We start from the raw sequence: 15991 nt of genomic DNA, 5'->3' as shown, positions 1-15991 counted from the left end.
CCCAACCCCCTGCCCTGGCCCGGGATTCCTTCCTACGGTCACTGCCATGACCACGCAGACCGGCTACGCCGTCCACCAGACCGCCCGCCCCTCCGGCTTCCCCGAAGCCACCGACTTCGCCTACGTGCGCACCCCGGTCCCCGACCCCGCCCCCGGGACCGCCCTGGTCCACAACCTCCTGCTCTCCGTCGACCCCTACCACCGCGGGCTGATGGACGGCGGCGAGGGCGGCTTCGACCTGCACACCCCCCTGGAGGGGCGCGCGGTCGGCCGGGTGATCGCCTCCCGGGACCCCGGGCTGGCCGAAGGCGACCTCGTCTTCCACCGGCAGGGCTGGCGCACCCACGCGCTGGTCACCCTGGGCGTGGACGGCACCCGCCGGCTGCGCAACCACGAGGGCGTCCCCCTTGAGGCCTACCTGTCCATCCTCGGTGGCACCGGCCTGACCGCGTACGCCGCCCTCACCCGGACGGCGGGGCTGCGGGAAGGCGAGGACCTCTTCGTCTCCGCCGCCGCGGGCGGGGTCGGTACGGCGACCGGGCACATCGCCCGCCTGCTGGGCGCCCGCCGGATCATCGGCAGCGCGGGCTCGGCGGCCAAGGTCGCCCACCTGACCGGCGAGCTGGGCTTCGACGCCGCCTTCGACTACCACGAGGGGCCGGTCGGCGAGCAGCTGGCACAGGCCGCGCCGGGCGGTATCGACGTGTACGTGGACAACGTGGGCGGGGACCACCTGGCGGGGGCGATCGACGTGCTGCGCGAGTTCGGGCGGATCGCCTGGGTGGGCGCGATCTCGATGTACAACGGCGACCGCTCCCCCGCCGCTCCGCGCAACCTCTTCGAGGTCGTCCACAAGTCACTGCGGCTCGAAGGGGTATTGGTTCGCCATCACACCAATCTCCAGGACGAACTGGAGCAGTTCGTGGTCCCGCACCTGCGCAGTGGCCGGATAGGTACCGATACCACCGTTGTGCAGGGGTTCGATCACACGGTGGAGGCCTTCCTGGGCATGCTCCGGGGGGAAAACCTGGGCAAGATGCTCGTTCGGACCGACAGCTGATTCCGGCCACCCGGAAGTTCACCGACTACTTACCGCACGGATGTGGACCTTTGACCCGGCGCCCGCCACTCTTTCGGACGATGTGCCGGCGGGGCACCCGAGTTGGAGGCGAGTAGCCAGTGACACCGATCAGCCGCAGAGGTTTCGTGGGTATCGGCGCCGGGCTGATGGCGGGAGCCGCCCTGCCCGCGGTCACACCGACGACGGCGGCCGCGGCCGCCGCGACGGGCACGATCACCGATGTGAAGCACGTGGTCGTCCTCATGCAGGAGAACCGCAGCTTCGACCACTACTTCGGCAGGCTGAAGGGCGTCCGCGGCTTCGGCGACCGCGCGGCCGGCAACCTGCCGGGCGGCTGGAGCACCTTCAACCAGCCCAACTGGGGCGGGCGCCAGTACCCCTGGAAACTGAGCGCCACCCCGGCCGCCGGCGGCGTGGACAGCGAGACCCTCGCCCAGTGCAACGGCGACCTCCCGCACAGCTGGACCTCGCAGCACGCCGCCTGGAACAAGGGCCGGATGGACAACTGGGTCACCGGCGTCGGCAACACCCGCACCCTCGGCCACCTCGACCGGGGCGACATCCCGTTCCACTACGGGCTCGCCGACAACTACACGGTCTGCGACGCCTACTTCTGTTCCACCCTCAGCGCGACCGGCCCCAACCGCACGTTCCTGTGGAGCGGCAAGGTCGACGCGGGCAGCAAGGACGGCGGCGACGAGTCCGGGCTGACCTGGGAGACGTACGCCGAGGCCCTCCAGCGGGCCGGGATGAGCTGGAAGGTCTACCAGAACGCCCAGGACAACTACGGCGACAACGGCCTGGCCTACTTCAAGAAGTTCACGGACGCGGCCCCGGGCAACCCGCTGTGGGACCGCGGCATGGGCTCCCCCAAGGCCACCGGCTCCACCCCGGACGACATCGCGGCGGCGATCCGCGCCGACGCGGTCGCCGGCACCCTCCCCCAGGTGTCCTGGGTCGTGGCCAGCGAGGCCTTCTCGGAACACCCCTACGCGCCGCCCGGCGACGGCGCGCACTTCGTCGACCTGGTCTACCGCGCGCTCGCCGCGAACCCGGAGGTCTTCGACTCCACGGTCCTCTTCCTCAACTACGACGAGAACGACGGGTTCTTCGACCACGTCGCGCCGCCGGTCGCCCCGCCCGGCACGCCCGGCGAGTACATCGACGGCACCCCGATCGGCCTCGGCTTCCGGGTCCCGATGATCGTGATGTCCCCGTGGACCCGGGGCGGCTGGGTCAGCTCCGAGGTCTTCGACCACACGTCCGTCCTGCGCTTCATGGAGACCTGGACCTCGGCCCTGGGCACCCCGGCCGGCTGTCCCAACATCAGCGCGTGGCGCCGCAAGGTGACGGGCGACCTGACCGGCGTCTTCGACTTCGCCCACCCCGTCTACGGAGTCCCCGCCGGGCTCCCCTCGACGGCCAAGGTCATCGGCCAGTCGACCTGCGGCCCGCTGCCCAACCCGGCGCCGCAGGACAACGCCCTCCCGGCGCAGGAAGCCGGGACCCGTCCGGCGCGGGCCCTGCCCTACCAGGTGAACGGCAACCTCGACCGCTTCGAGTTCGGGGCGGCGGGCAAGATCCTGGCCTGGTTCTCGATGACCAACCAGGGCGCGCAGGCGAAGCAGGCCGCGCACTTCTCGATCCACCCGCACCAGTACCGCGACACGGCGGCCTGGCAGTACACGGTCGACGCCGGCTCCACCGCGACGGACTACTTCAACATCGGGCTGGGCAGCGGCTCCGGCAAGTACGACATCTCGATGTACGGCCCCAACCGCTTCCTGCGGCGCTTCATCGGCGACGCGTCGAAGGCGGGGAAGGCGGTCGAGGTCGCGGCCCGCTACGCGGTGGAGCCGGGCACGGGCAAGACCGCGCTCTACCTCAAGATGACCAACGCCTCGGCCGCGCCGGTCACCTTCACCATCCGCTCGAACGCCTACCGCGCGGACGGCCCGTGGACGTACACCGTCCCGGCGAACTCCGCCGGCGAGGACTACTTCAACGCGGTCGCCCACAGCAACGGCTGGTACGACTTCACGGTCCTGGCGGACTGCGACGGCACCTGGTCGCGCCGCTACACCGGCCACATCGAGACGGGCGCGCCGAGCATCTCGGGCTCGTAGTCAGAGCACGTCCCCGTCGCGCCAGTCGAAGTCGAGCCGCCCGGCGGGGTCGAGCCGGACCCCGCCGGGCGGCGTCCACACGTAGGTGGAGCCCTCCTCCTCGGTGAGCCGCTCGGGTCCGGCGGGACCCAGGACGCCGACCGGTCCCGGGTGCGGGCGCCAGCCCCGGCCCGCGTAGAGGGCCGCCCCGGCCTGCGACGCGGAGAGGGCCCCGAGGACGTAGGCCCGGCCGATCAGCCGCTCCAGCTCGGCCATGACCCGCCCGGCGAGCCCGCGCCGGCGCGAGTCCGCCCGTACCGCCACGGCCTCGACGTAGCCGGTGCGCAGCGCCCGGCCGCGGTGCACCACCCGGCGCTGCACGACGCTCCCGTGCGCGAGGAGCACGCCGTCCTCGCGGACCAGTACGTGCAGCCCGCCCAGGGCGTGCTCGAAGTCCTCGTCCGCGAACTGCCCTTCGAAGGCGGCGTCGAGGAAGGCACGGAGCTCGCGCAGTTCCGTGCCGGTCAGTTCGGCAGTGTGCACGACGCGTACGGTCATCCGGCGACGCTACCAAGGCGCCGGGGGCGCCGGGAAAGGCCGGAAACGCGCGGCGGCCGCGGAACCCGGACGGCCCGCCGTGCGATCGGCGCTCCCCGGCGCCGCACCCGCCGAGCGCCGTCCGCGCGGCCCGGCGCCGGCCGGGCGGCGGGCGTGGTCCACCGCGCGCTCCACCGCTCCGGCGCAGGTCGACACCGGGGACGCGGACCGGGCGCGGCCAGTGGTCCAGCCGTGTGGCGGGGGCGGCGGCGAACGGCGGCGCCCGCCACGGGCAGTCCCAGGCCCCTCAGGGAGCGTCCGTCGGAACAACCCCCCCAGCAGGGGAATCGACCGGCGCCCGCCATGCCCATACCTGTCCCGTCCGGCACACATCGGACAGGGCGGTGGTGTCCGGACCCTGGCGGCCACGGGTCCACCGCGTGAAGATCTGCGCATGTCGCCTGAGACCCAGCACTGGACCCCCACCCACGGCCGGCCCTACCGGCCCGTCGCCTACCGCCCGGCGCGCATGCCCGGCCGGGAATCCCTCGCGCGCGCAGCGGAGTTGCGGGCGCGGATGGACGAGCGGCGGACCGTCCGCCACTTCTCCACCGACCCGGTGCCCGACCAGGCCGTCCGGGACGCCATCGCCTGTGCGGCCACCGCCCCCTCCGGCGCGCACCAGCAGCCGTGGACGTTCGTCCTGGTCAGGGACCCAGGCATCCGGCAGCAGATCCGCGCCGCTGCGGAGCAGGAGGAGCAGATCTCCTACGACGGCCGCCTCGGCGACGAGTGGCTGGCCGCGCTGCGCCCGATCGGCACGGACGCCGTCAAGACCCACCTGACCGACGCGCCCGCCCTGATCGTGGTCTTCCAGCAGCGCTACTGGCTCGGACCGAACGGCATCAAGCGCAAGCACTACTACGTCGACGAGTCGGTGGGCATCGCGGTCGGCATGCTGTTGTCCGCCCTTCACCTCAGCGGCCTGGCGGCGCTCGTCCACACACCGAGCCCGATGCGCTTCCTGGCCCACGTCCTGGACCGCCCGGAGAACGAGAAGGCGTTCGCCGTCATCCCGGTCGGCTACCCCGCGGAGGACTGCGAGGTCCCGGACCTGGTCCGCAAGTCCCTGGACCAGGTCCTGGTCGAGATCTGACCGCCCGCCCGGAGTCCTAGGGAGCGGCGTCGTGGATGCGGCCGAGGAGGGCCATCAGCGTGCGCCGCTCCGCCGGCTCCAGCGGGGCCAGGAACTCCGCGTTCGCCGCCTGCGCGAGGGCTCCGCAGCGGGCCAGGGTGTCAGCGCCGGCCGGGGTGAGGCTGATGGCGTTCTTGCGGCGGTCGGCGGGGTCCGGGGTGCGCAGGACGAGGCCGGCGTCCTGGAGGTGGTTCAGCAGGCCGACCAGGTCCTTGGGGTCGACGGCCAGCCGCCGGCCCAGGTCGGCCTGGGCGAGGGGGCCGTACTCGTCGGTCGCCGCGAGCACCGCGTGGTGCGCGGGCTTGAGCCCCTCCGCGGCGAGCGCGTCGGCGACCAGCGCGCGGCCGCGGGCCGCCACCCGGCCGACGAGCCAGCTCGGCAGGGTCTGGATGCGGGCGAGCGCTGAGGCCATGGGTCCAGCCTATCCGAAAACCGTTGGGAGTACCCACGACATGGGTTATCGTTGGGAAACCCAATGAATGGATCGAGGGGGTCCCTTGCGACGTGTCCGGTACGAGGTCAACGGCGGCCCCGACGTGCTCTTCGTCGAAGAGGCGCAGCCTCCCCGCCCGGCGGCCGGCGAACTGCTCGTCCGCGTCGAGGCGATCGGCGTCACCCTGCCCACCGTCCGCAAGGTGCGCGAGAACCGCGAGCCGATGCCGCTGGGCGGAGAGGTCGCCGGCACCGTGACGGCCCTCGGCGCCGACGTGACCGGCTTCGCCGTCGGCGACCGCGTCACCGGGCTCTGCTTCGCCGAGGCCTACGCCGAGTTCGCCGTCGTGGCCACCGCCATGGCCTCCCGCGTCCCCGACGGTGCGAGCGCCGTCGAGGCGGTCGCCCTCGTGCGCAGCGGCCTGGTGGCGCGCGGCGCGTACGAGGCCGCGCGGCCGGAGCCCGGCGAGTCGGTCCTGGTGACGGCGGCGGCCAGCGCCGTCGGCACCCTCGCGCTCCAGTACGCCAAGGCCGGTGGCGCCGGCCGCCTGGTGGCCGCCGTCAGCGACCCCGCCAAGGCGGAGTTCGTCCGCGCCCTCGGTGCCGACGACGTCGTCCTGTACGGGGACGGCACCTGGGGTGACCCCTACGACATCGTCCTCGACGGCGTCGGGGGCGACCTGCTCACCCCCGCCGTACGCGCCCTCGCGCCCGGCGGCCGCCTGGTGGCCTTCGGCTCCGGGGGCGGGACGGTGGAGGCGTACGAGCTCCTGGTGCGCGGCGCGTCGGTGATCGGCTTCCAGATGCGGACCATCGCCCTCGGCCGGCCCGCGCTGTACGCCCGCTGGCTGCGCGAGGTGTGGGAGATGCGGGACTCGGGCACTCTGCGCGCCCGCGTCCACGAGGAGTTCCCGCTGGCCGAGGCGGCCCGCGCGCACGCCGTGATCGAGCAGCGCCGCAATCTCGGCAAGGTGGTGCTGGTGCCGTGAAATGGAGACCGCCCCCGCTCCGGGCTCGGGGGTACCGGAACGGGGGCGGGGTTCAGCGGGGGGCGGTCAGCCCATGTGGGGGTACGTGTAGTCGGTGGGCGGGACCAGCGTCTCCTTGATGGAGCGGGTCGAGGTCCAGCGCAGCAGGTTCGACGCCGCGCCCGCCTTGTCGTTCGTACCCGAGGCGCGGCCGCCGCCGAAGGGCTGCTGGCCGACGACGGCGCCGGTCGACTTGTCGTTGATGTAGAAGTTGCCCGCCGCGAAGCGGAGCTTGTCCATCGCGTCGGCCACCGCGTAGCGGTCCTGGGCGATGACGGCGCCGGTCAGGGCGTACGCCGACACCGACTCCATCTGCTCCAGCATCGCGTCGAACTGCTCGTCCTCGTAGACGTGGATCGCGAGGATCGGGCCGAAGTACTCGGTCGTGAAGACCTCGTTCTCCGGGTCCGTGCACTCGATGACGGTCGGGCGGACGAAGTAGCCCTCCGAGTCGTCGTACGTGCCGCCCGCGACGATCGTGCAGGTCGGGTCGGCCTTGGCCCGGTCGATGGCGGCCTTGTTCTTGGCGAACGAGCGCTCGTCGATGACGGCGCCGATGAAGTTCGTCAGGTCGCGGACGTCACCCATGGCGATGCCGTCGACCTCGGCCGCGAAGGCCTCCTTGAAGCCGTCGTTCCAGATCGACGCCGGGACGTAGGCGCGGGAGGAGGCCGAGCACTTCTGGCCCTGGAACTCGAACGAGCCGCGGGTCAGGGCCGTCTTGAGGATGCCGCGGTCCGCGGACGGGTGCGCGACGACGAAGTCCTTGCCGCCGGTCTCGCCGACCAGGCGCGGGTAGGACCGGTACTTCTCGATGTTGTTGCCGACCGTCTTCCACAGGTACTGGAAGGTCTTGGTCGAGCCGGTGAAGTGGATGCCCGCCAGCTCGGGGTGGTTCAGGGCCACCTGGGAGACGGCGATGCCGTCGCCCGTCACCAGGTTGATGACGCCCTTGGGCAGTCCGGCCGCCTCCAGGAGCTCCATCAGCAGCACCGCGGAGTGCGTCTGCGTCGGGGACGGCTTCCACACGACGACGTTGCCCATCAGGGCCGGGGCGGTCGGCAGGTTGCCGGCGATGGCCGTGAAGTTGAACGGGGTGATCGCGTAGACGAAGCCCTCGAGCGGGCGGTGGTCGCTGCGGTTCCACACCCCGGCGCTGTTCGCGGCCGGCTGCTCCGCCAGGATCTGGCGGGCGAAGTGGACGTTGAAGCGCCAGAAGTCGACGAGCTCGCAGGGGGTGTCGATCTCGGCCTGCTGGGCGGTCTTCGACTGGCCGAGCATGGTGGACGCGGCCAGCTTCTCGCGCCAGGGGCCGGCCAGCAGGTCCGCGGCGCGCAGGATGATCGCGGCGCGGTCGTCGAAGGACATCGCGCGCCAGGCCGGGGCGGCGGCCAGGGCGGCGTCGACGGCCTCCTGGGCGTCGGCCTCGGTGGCGTTGGCGTAGGTGCCGAGCACCGACTTGTGGTCGTGCGGCTGCACGACGTCGAAGCGCTCGCCGCCGCCCATCCGCTTGACGCCGTTGATCGTCATCGGGAGGTCGACCGGGTTCTCGGACAGCTGCTTGAGCTGGATTTCGAGACGTGCGCGCTCCGGGCTGCCGGGGGCGTACGAGTGGACCGGCTCGTTGACCGGCGCGGGGACCTGGGTCACAGCATCCATGGGGCTGGTAACTCCTTGAGCTAGTTTCTGGACCTAGTTCTTGGTGATCATCGAGCGGAGGAAGAAGAGGAGGTTGGCCGGCTTCTCCGCCAGGCGGCGCATGAAGTAGCCGTACCAGTCCGTCCCGTAGGCGGTGTAGACACGCATCCGGTGGCCCTCGGCGGCCAGCCGCAGGTGCTCTTCGCCGCGGATGCCGTACAGCATCTGGAATTCGTACTCGTCCAGTTTGCGCCCCGCCGCCCGCGCGAGCTCCTGTGCGATGGCGATCAGCCGCGGGTCGTGGGACCCGATCATCGGGTACCCGTCGCCCTCCATCAGGGTCTTCATGATCCGGACGTACGCCTTGTCGGTCTCGGCCTTGTCCTGGTACGCGACCTCGGCGGGCTCCTTGTAGGCGCCCTTCACGATCCGCACGCGGCTCCCGGCGGCGGCCAGCCGGCGGGCGTCGGCCTCGGTGCGGAACAGGTACGCCTGGATCACGCAGCCGGTCTGCGGGAAGTCCCGGCGCAGCTCCTCGTGGATGGCGAACATCGAGTCGAGGGTGGTGTGGTCCTCGGCGTCCAGGGTGACCGTGGTGCCGATGGCGGCGGCGGCCTCGACGACGGGGCGGACGTTGGCGAGCGCCAGCTCGTGGCCGCCCTCCAGCGCCTGGCCGAACATGGAGAGCTTGACCGACATCTCGGCCTTCTCGCCCAGGCCCAGGGCGCCGAGCCGCTCGATCAGCTCCAGGTAGGCGTCCCGCGCGGCGTGGGACTGCTCCACGGTGGTGATGTCCTCGCCGACCACGTCGAGGGTGACCTCGAGGCCCTTGCGCGTGAGGTCCTCGACGATCGGGATGACCTGGTCGACCGTCTCACCGGGGATGAACCGGTTCACCACGGGCTTGGTCACGGGGGCGGCAGAAACGATTCGGCGCATCTTGTCGCTGCGCGACGCGGCGAGGATCGCGGGACCCAGCACGGGGCACCTCCAACGGGTGGCAGAAGCGGACATACGATCCGTCGCCGGATGGGCGGAGGACGTAAGAAAAACGCAAGTAAAACCACCGTGAAACCTAAGGATCTCCACGATCCTCTGCTATCGACAGCTGTCACGCATCCGTGGCAGCTATCTCATACATATGTCTGAGAGCCGGTTCCGGAAGTGGGAGAATGTCCGGGTGAAGGGCGATTACCAGGACCTGGTGGACGAGATCTCGGCGCTGCTCGGCGCCCCGGCGACGCTGGAGAACCGGGACTTCCGCCTCATCGCCTTCGGCGCGCACGACAGCGAGGACGACCTCGCCATGGACCCGGTACGGACCCGGTCGATCCTCACCCGGCAGTCGACGGCGGCCGTCCGCGCCTGGTTCGAGGCCTTCGGCATCGCCCGCGCCACCGGACCGGTATGGATCCCCGCCGCGCCGGACGCCGGGGTGTTCCGGGGCCGGATCTGCCTCCCGGTGCGCTACCGGGGCGTCGTGCAGGGCTACGTGTGGCTCCTCGATCCGGAACCCGGGTCCGGCGCGGGACCCGGCCCGCGGGCGCTGGCCTCCGCCATGGAGGTCGCCGAGCGGATCGGGGTACTGCTCGCGCAGGAGGCCAGGGCGGGGGCGGACCTGTCGCGGGAGTTCCGTACGGCGCTCACCGCCGGGCGAGGCTGGGAGCGGGACATGGCGGAGGCCGCGCTGCGCTCCGCCCTGGGCCCGGACGGGGACGGCCTGCACGCCGTGGTCTGCCTGACCCCGTGGGCCGGAGAGGCGCCGGGTTCGGTGCCGGGCGCGGCGGCGGTGTGCGTGACACCCGGCCCGGGGCCGGGCGGCGGGCCCGCGCAGGGCCTGGCGCTGCTGGTCAGGCTCCGCTCGGCGGACATCCTGACCCCGGCCGAGACGGTGGCGGCCCGGCTCCTGCCCCGGGACGCCGCCGCGGCGGCGGCCCGGCAGCCGGGGCCGCACGCCGGTCCCGCGTCGGCCGGTCCCGCGGCGGCGGCCGGGGCCGTCACGGCCGGGATCGCGGAGCCGCGGCGCGGGCCGGCCGGGCTCGCGGACGCCTGGTCGCAGGCCTGGGCGGCGGCCCGGGCGGCGACCGCCCAGCCCCGGCTCGGAGCGGTGGCCCGGTGGTCGGCGATCGGCCCGTACCGGATGCTGGCCGCACTGGCGACGGCCCCCGTGGCCGACCCGGCGACCCGGACCCTGCTCGGCCCGGCGCACCGGGAACTCGCCCGTACCGCCGAGGTGTTCCTGGACTGCGCGGGCCAGGCGGGCCGGGCGGCGGCGGCCCTCGGGATCCACCGCCAGACCCTCTACTACCGGCTGGGCCGGGTGGAGCAGCTGACCGGGCTCGACCTGGACGAGGGCGAGGACCGGCTGCTGCTCCACATGGCCCTCAAGACGGCCCGCCTGACCTGACGGGGCACGCCGCCGGGGTCCGGCCGCCGGGTGCTTCACGGGCCGTGCCCTCAGGCCCGCGCTGACGGGCCGTGACCCCGCATCCGCGCCGCCGGGCCGTGCCCTGACCGGCGCTGACGGGCCGTGACCTCAGGCCTGCGCGTCCTTCGCCGCGAACGGCCCGCCCGCCCCGAAGGCCCGCTCCGCGAACCTCTCCCCGATCCGGCGGTGGCCGGCGGCGTCGGGGTGCAGCCCGTCTGGCAGCGGCAGTCCGTCCAGGTCCGGTTCCCCGTACAGCGCGCGGCCGTCCAGGTAGTGCAGGTGGGGGTCCTCGGCCCCGCGTTCCCCGGTGATCCGGGCCAGCTCGTCCCGGATCACGTTGAGCGTCAGCCGCCCGGCGGCCCGCTCCGCGGGGTCGCCCGTCGCCCGGAAGCGCAGGGTCCCGCCCTCGAACTCCGGGGCGAGGGGCCCGGGGGTGTCCTCCTGGATCGGGCACAGGATCGGCGAGACGACCAGCAGCGGCGTGTCCGGATGCCCGTCGCGGAGGGTGTCCAGGAAGCCGTGGACCGCCGGTCCGAAGGCGCGCAGCCGCATCAGGTCGGTGTTGACCAGGTTGATGCCGATCTTGACGCTGATCAGGTCGGCGGGGGTGTCCCGCATGGCCCGGGCCGTGAACGGGTCGAGCAGGGCGTTGCCGCCGAAACCGAGGTTGACCAGCTCCACGCCCCCCGCGCGGGCGGCGACGGCCGGCCACGTCCCCGTCGGGCCGGAGTCCCGCGAACCGTGGCTGATCGAACTGCCGTGGTGCAGCCACACCCGGCGGCCGTGGTCGGCCGCCGCCGTGACGGGGGCGTCGGTGCGCAGCGCCACCAGCTCGGTGATCTCCGCCTGGGGCAGCCAGATCTCGACCTCCTTCTCCCCTGCGGACAGGCCGGTGAACCGGACGGTGGCGACCGGCCCTGGCTCGGTCACCGCAGACCCGCCCGCCATGTCGACGGTGTGCACGTTGCCGCCGGCGGCCACGGCCCGCGCGGTCACCAGGCCGTCGACGACCAGCTCGTACAGACCGTCCGGCGGTGTCGGGGCGCCCCGGTAGACCACCTTCGTGGGCAGCACGTCCAGTTCGACGGCGGTGGCGCGGGTGCGGAACGCGAGCCGGACGCCGGACGGCTGGGACTCGACCATCGCGAGGTAGGGGTCGGGGCACTGCCGTCGCGCCCGGCCGGGCAGCCGGTGCGGGAGCAGGCCGTGCGCGGTGCGCTCCAGTTCGAGCGCGCCGCGCAGGATGTGGGGTCCGACAGGGGTGGTGGTCCAGTCCGTCACGTTGGCCTCCTTGTGGGGTGACCAGCGACGATAGGCACACGGCATGATCGCGTGCCGCACGGTTTTCCCCGGACCGCCCGGACCCGCCCTAGGCGTCGCCCTTCGGCTGCCCTCCCGACGCCCGGAAGATGCCCTCGGCCGCCATGCGCATGCCCTCGGTGAACTCCTCGGCGGTGGCCGCCGATTCGGGGTCGAAGAGCCACTGGATCATCAGGCCGTTCAGGAGGGCCTGGTAGAAGGACCCGAGGGTGCGCACGTCCCGGTCCGTCAGTTCCTCCTCGGGCCGGCCGGTCATCAGCGCGATCATGCCCTTGCGGCCCTCCCCCTGCGAGGCGGCGAGGAGTTGACGCAGCTGGGGCAGCCGTTCGCCGCCCAGCGCGACCTCCATGCTCGCCGCCCACAGCCGGCCGGTCTGCTCGTGCCCCGCCACGACGCCCTCCCACACCGAGCGGAACCGTTCCAGGGAGCCGTCCTCGCCGACCCGGTCGGCCGTCCAGGTGTCGCCCCACTCCTGGATGAGTTCGATGTAGGCCTGGGTCAGCAGCGCGTCCTTGGAGCCGTAGTGGTAGCCGATGGAGGCCAGGTTGGTGCCCGAGGCGTTGACGATGTCGCGTGCCGTGGTCCGCACGAAACCCTTCTCCATCAGGCACTTCTTGGCACCCACGAGCAGATCTTCACGATGTCCCATGGCCGCAGCATAACAAGACAACCGTCCTAGACCAGCGTCTCTGACACGCGTTCCACACGACCGTACTAGACAACCGTTTATGACGTCTGTACATTCCTCCTCATGACGAACCCCGCTGCTACAGCACGCCTCGCCGGCCGCCGTGAATGGATCGCCTTCACCGTGCTCGTGCTGCCCCTGCTCCTGGTCTCGATGGACGTCTCCGTCCTCTACTTCGCCATCCCCGCCATCACCCGGCAGCTGGACCCGAGCGCGACCCAGCAGCTGTGGATCTTCGACAGCTACGCCTTCGCCCTCTCCGGACTGCTCATCACCATGGGTTCGCTGGGCGACCGGATCGGCCGCCGCAAGCTGCTGCTGACGGGCGCGACGGCCTTCGGCCTCGCCTCCGTCGGCGCCGCCTACGCCACCAGCCCCGACATGCTCATCGCCGCCCGCGTACTGCTCGGCATCGGCGGCGCGACGCTGATGCCGTCCACGCTGGCACTGATCCGCAACCTCTTCCAGGACGCCAAGCAGCGCGGCCAGGCCATCGCGATCTGGTCCGGCGCCATGACCGGCGGCATCGCCCTCGGGTCCGTCATGAGCGGCCTGATGCTGAACCACTTCTGGTGGGGTTCCGTCTTCCTGATCAACGTCCCCGCCATGCTGCTCCTGCTGCTCCTGGTCCCCGTACTGGTCCCGGAGTTCAAGGACCCGGCCCCCGGCCGGTTCGACCTGCTGAGCGTCCCGCTGTCGATGGCCGCCGTCCTGCCGCTGGTCTACGGGCTCAAGGAGATCGCGGCCGAGGGCTTCGAACCGCTCTACCTCGGCTGCGTGGCCGTCGGCCTGGTCTTCGGCTACGTCTTCCTCCGCCGCCAGCGCACCCGGGAGGACGCCATGATCGGCCGGGCGCTCTTCCAGGGCCGCGGCTTCGGGGCCGGCATCGGCCTGAACACCATCGCCGCCTTCGCCATGATGGGTTCGGCCTACTTCACCACCCAGTACCTCCAGTCCGTCCTGGGCATGGGCACCCTCGAAGCGGCCCTGTGGAGCCTCGCCCCCTCGCTGGCCATCGGCGCCGCCGCCCCCGTCGGTGCGGCCGTCGCCCAGAAGACCGACCGGGCCTACGTCATCGCCGGCGGGTTCGCCCTCGCCGCCGCCGGTTTCGCCCTGATGGGGCTGGTCGGCACCGACTCGCTGTGGCTCCTGCTGGTCGGGGCGGGCGTCCTGGCCTCCGGCATCGTGACGGTGATGTCCCTCGTCTCCGACATGGCGCTGGGCTCGGCGCCCGCCGAGAAGGCCGGTTCCGCCGCCTCCCTGCTGGAGACGGGCCAGGAATTCGGCGGGGCCCTCGGGATGGCGCTCCTCGGCAGCCTCGGCACCGCCGTCTACCGCGGTGACCTGGCCGGCGCGGACCCCGCCGTGCGGGAGACCCTGGGCGGCGCGGTCGCGGTGGCCCAGCGGCTCGGCGGGGAGGCGGGCGGCCAGGTCCTGACGCTGGCCCGGGAGGCCTTCGTGCACGGGATGCGGTACGCGGCCTGGGGCGGCACGGCGCTGCTGCTCGCGGCGGCGGTGCTCGCGGTGGTCTCGATGCGGGGCATCGGAGCTCCCGCCCCGGTCGCGGCGGAGCCGGCCGAGGCTCCCGGAGCCCTCGTGCACTGAGCCTCGTACCACCGGAAAGAGCGGAAGGGCCCGGGGATTCCCCGGGCCCTTCCGCCGCGCTTCAAGCCTTCGGGGCGATCAGGTGAGGCTGACCGTCCGCGCCGAGACCGCGCCGATCTCGGAGGCGATGTCCGCGAGGACGTTGACCGGGACCTCGGCGTCGACCGTGAGGACACCGAGCGCCTCCCCGCCCACCTCGGCGCGGGCGACCTGCATGCCCGCGATGTTCAGGCCGGCCTCGCCGAGGATGCGGCCGACGGTGCCGACGACGCCCGGGCGGTCGGAGTAGCGCAGGACGACCATCTGGTCGGCGAGCGCCAGGTCCACGTCGTACTCGCCGATGCCGACGATCTTCTGGAGGTGCTTGGGGCCCGCGAGCGTACCGGAGACCGAGACTTCCTGGCCGTCGGAGAGCGTGCCGCGGACGGTCACCACGTTGCGGTGGTCGGGAGACTCCGAGCTGGTGGTCAGCCGGACCTCGACACCGCGCTCCTGCGCGAACAGCGGGGCGTTGACGTAGGACACCGTCTCGTCGACGACGTCCTCGAACACACCCTTGAGCGCGGAGAGCTCCAGCACCTTCACGTCGTGCTGGGTGATCTCGCCGCAGACCTCGACGTCGAGGCGGACCGCGACCTCGCCCGCGAGGGCGGTGAAGATGCGGCCGAGCTTCTCGGCGAGCGGCAGGCCCGGGCGCACGTCCTCGGCGATGACCCCGCCCTGGACGTTGACGGCGTCGGGCACGAGCTCGCCCGCGAGGGCGAGGCGCACCGACTTGGCGACGGCGATGCCCGCCTTCTCCTGGGCCTCGTCCGTGGACGCGCCGAGGTGCGGGGTGCAGACGACCTGGTCGAGCTCGAACAGCGGGGAGTCCGTGCAGGGCTCCTTCGCGTACACGTCGAGGCCGGCGCCGGCGACCCGGCCTTCCTTGATCGCCGAGTACAGCGCGGCCTCGTCGACGATCCCGCCGCGGGCGGCGTTGACGATCCGGACGGACGGCTTCACCTTGTGCAGGGCCTCCTTCCCGATGAGACCGAGGGTCTCGGGGGTCTTGGGCAGGTGCACGGTGATGAAGTCGGCGACCTCCAGCAGCTCGTCCAGCGTCAGCATCTTGACGCCCATCTGGGCGGCGCGCGCGGGCTGTACGTACGGGTCGTACGCGACGACCTTCATGCCGAAGGCCGACATGCGCTGGGCGACCAGGACGCCGATGCGGCCGAGGCCGACGACACCGAGGATCTTCTCGCTCAGCTCGACACCGGTGTACTTGTTCCGCTTCCACTCGCCGTTCTTGAGGGCGGTGTTGGCCTGCGGGATGTTGCGGGCGGTGGCGACGAGCAGGCCGCAGGCCAGCTCGGCGGCGGTGACGATGTTGGAGGTCGGGGCGTTCACGACCATCACGCCGGCCTTGGTGGCGGCGGAGACGTCGACGTTGTCGAGGCCGACACCGGCGCGGGCGACGACCTTGAGCTTCTTGGCGGCGGCGATCGCCTCGGCGTCGACCTTGGTGGCCGAGCGGACCAGGATCGCGTCGACGTCGACGATCGCGGGCAGCAGCTCCGCGCGGTCGGCTCCGTTGACGTGCCGGATCTCGAAGTCCGGGCCGAGCGCGTCCACGGTGGCGGGCGACAGCTCTTCGGCGATGAGTACGACAGGTTTCGAGCTCACGTGGGTCCTCACAAGTCCATTGCGGACGGCCGTCCCGACGGCCGCAGGCGTGGAGGGGGTAGCCGCGTGGAAGACGCACGACACTGTGGGCCTGACGCGTTGTGTTGAGCAGTGTAGTAGCGGTTCCGGGCCGGAACTCCGCCTGTACGGAAGGATCACCCGTCCGTGATTGGCCGGGGTGGACAATCGGCGGTTCCGGAGGGTGCCGAACCGGCCGGATCGGACCGGCCGGTGGTGTGCGGCGGGGCCGGGACACGGTCCCGGCC

13 protein-coding genes are annotated in these 15991 nt (G+C 72.4%); 6 read left to right on the top strand and 7 right to left on the bottom strand.

The features are described 5' to 3' along the window. Positions 1 to 46 precede the first annotated feature (46 nt). Positions 47 to 1060 (top strand): NADP-dependent oxidoreductase, encoded by a 1014-nt coding sequence (locus ACWGH1_RS06720; RefSeq protein WP_453355541.1) that lies wholly within the window; start codon positions 47 to 49, stop codon positions 1058 to 1060. Positions 1061 to 1179: 119 nt separating this feature from the next. Next, positions 1180 to 3207 carry a phosphocholine-specific phospholipase C gene (locus tag ACWGH1_RS06715; RefSeq protein ID WP_453408486.1) on the top strand — a complete coding sequence of 676 codons (2028 nt, stop codon included), beginning with the start codon at positions 1180 to 1182 and terminating at the stop codon, positions 3205 to 3207. On the opposite strand, the gene ACWGH1_RS06710 is transcribed toward ACWGH1_RS06715, so the two are convergent. Further along, the gene (locus tag ACWGH1_RS06710; protein WP_453408485.1) at positions 3208 to 3744 is read right to left on the bottom strand and encodes a GNAT family N-acetyltransferase; all 537 of its coding nucleotides are present in this window, start codon (positions 3742 to 3744) and stop codon (positions 3208 to 3210) included. It lies immediately after the preceding gene. Between the two features lie 433 nt (positions 3745 to 4177). Between ACWGH1_RS06710 and ACWGH1_RS06705 the strand changes: the two genes are divergently transcribed. Beyond that, positions 4178 to 4879, top strand: coding sequence for a nitroreductase family protein (locus ACWGH1_RS06705; protein ID WP_453356347.1), 702 nt, complete (start codon positions 4178 to 4180; stop codon positions 4877 to 4879). A 16-nt stretch (positions 4880 to 4895) separates the two neighbouring features. Here the strand turns inward: ACWGH1_RS06705 and ACWGH1_RS06700 are convergent, their stop codons facing one another. Next, positions 4896 to 5330, bottom strand: coding sequence for a MarR family winged helix-turn-helix transcriptional regulator (locus ACWGH1_RS06700; protein WP_453356348.1), 435 nt, complete (start codon positions 5328 to 5330; stop codon positions 4896 to 4898). Between the two features lie 85 nt (positions 5331 to 5415). Here ACWGH1_RS06700 and ACWGH1_RS06695 point away from each other — a divergent pair, with 85 nt between their 5' ends. Beyond that, a complete protein-coding gene (locus ACWGH1_RS06695) occupies positions 5416 to 6339 on the top strand; it encodes a quinone oxidoreductase family protein (RefSeq protein WP_453356349.1) in 924 nt (307 codons plus the stop codon). A gap of 66 nt (positions 6340 to 6405) precedes the next feature. Here the strand turns inward: ACWGH1_RS06695 and pruA are convergent, their stop codons facing one another. Beyond that, positions 6406 to 8037 carry an L-glutamate gamma-semialdehyde dehydrogenase gene (gene pruA, locus ACWGH1_RS06690; protein ID WP_453408484.1) on the bottom strand — a complete coding sequence of 544 codons (1632 nt, stop codon included), beginning with the start codon at positions 8035 to 8037 and terminating at the stop codon, positions 6406 to 6408. Between the two features lie 33 nt (positions 8038 to 8070). After that, positions 8071 to 8997, bottom strand: a complete 927-nt coding sequence (locus ACWGH1_RS06685; protein WP_453357394.1) for a proline dehydrogenase family protein — start codon at positions 8995 to 8997, stop codon at positions 8071 to 8073. A gap of 199 nt (positions 8998 to 9196) precedes the next feature. Between ACWGH1_RS06685 and ACWGH1_RS06680 the strand changes: the two genes are divergently transcribed. Next, positions 9197 to 10423, top strand: coding sequence for a PucR family transcriptional regulator (locus ACWGH1_RS06680; protein ID WP_453408483.1), 1227 nt, complete (start codon positions 9197 to 9199; stop codon positions 10421 to 10423). Positions 10424 to 10552: 129 nt separating this feature from the next. Here the strand turns inward: ACWGH1_RS06680 and ACWGH1_RS06675 are convergent, their stop codons facing one another. Continuing rightward, a complete protein-coding gene (locus ACWGH1_RS06675; RefSeq protein WP_453356463.1) occupies positions 10553 to 11770 on the bottom strand; it encodes a GDSL-type esterase/lipase family protein in 1218 nt (405 codons plus the stop codon). Between the two features lie 43 nt (positions 11771 to 11813). Continuing rightward, on the bottom strand, positions 11814 to 12413 hold the full coding sequence (locus ACWGH1_RS06670; protein ID WP_453356464.1) for a TetR/AcrR family transcriptional regulator: 600 nt from the start codon (positions 12411 to 12413) through the stop codon (positions 11814 to 11816). Between the two features lie 102 nt (positions 12414 to 12515). On the opposite strand from ACWGH1_RS06670, the gene ACWGH1_RS06665 reads away from it, so the two are divergent. After that, positions 12516 to 14057, top strand: a complete 1542-nt coding sequence (locus ACWGH1_RS06665) for an MFS transporter (protein ID WP_453408482.1) — start codon at positions 12516 to 12518, stop codon at positions 14055 to 14057. Between the two features lie 78 nt (positions 14058 to 14135). On the opposite strand, the gene serA is transcribed toward ACWGH1_RS06665, so the two are convergent. After that, positions 14136 to 15725: a phosphoglycerate dehydrogenase gene (serA, locus tag ACWGH1_RS06660; RefSeq protein ID WP_453357590.1), complete on the bottom strand. Its 1590-nt coding sequence runs from the start codon at positions 15723 to 15725 to the stop codon at positions 14136 to 14138. Between the last annotated feature and the right edge of the window lie 266 nt (positions 15726 to 15991).

The sequence above is a fragment of the Streptomyces sp. NPDC054883 genome (assembly GCF_053610645.1).
This window is presented reverse-complemented; position numbering and strand designations above follow the sequence as displayed.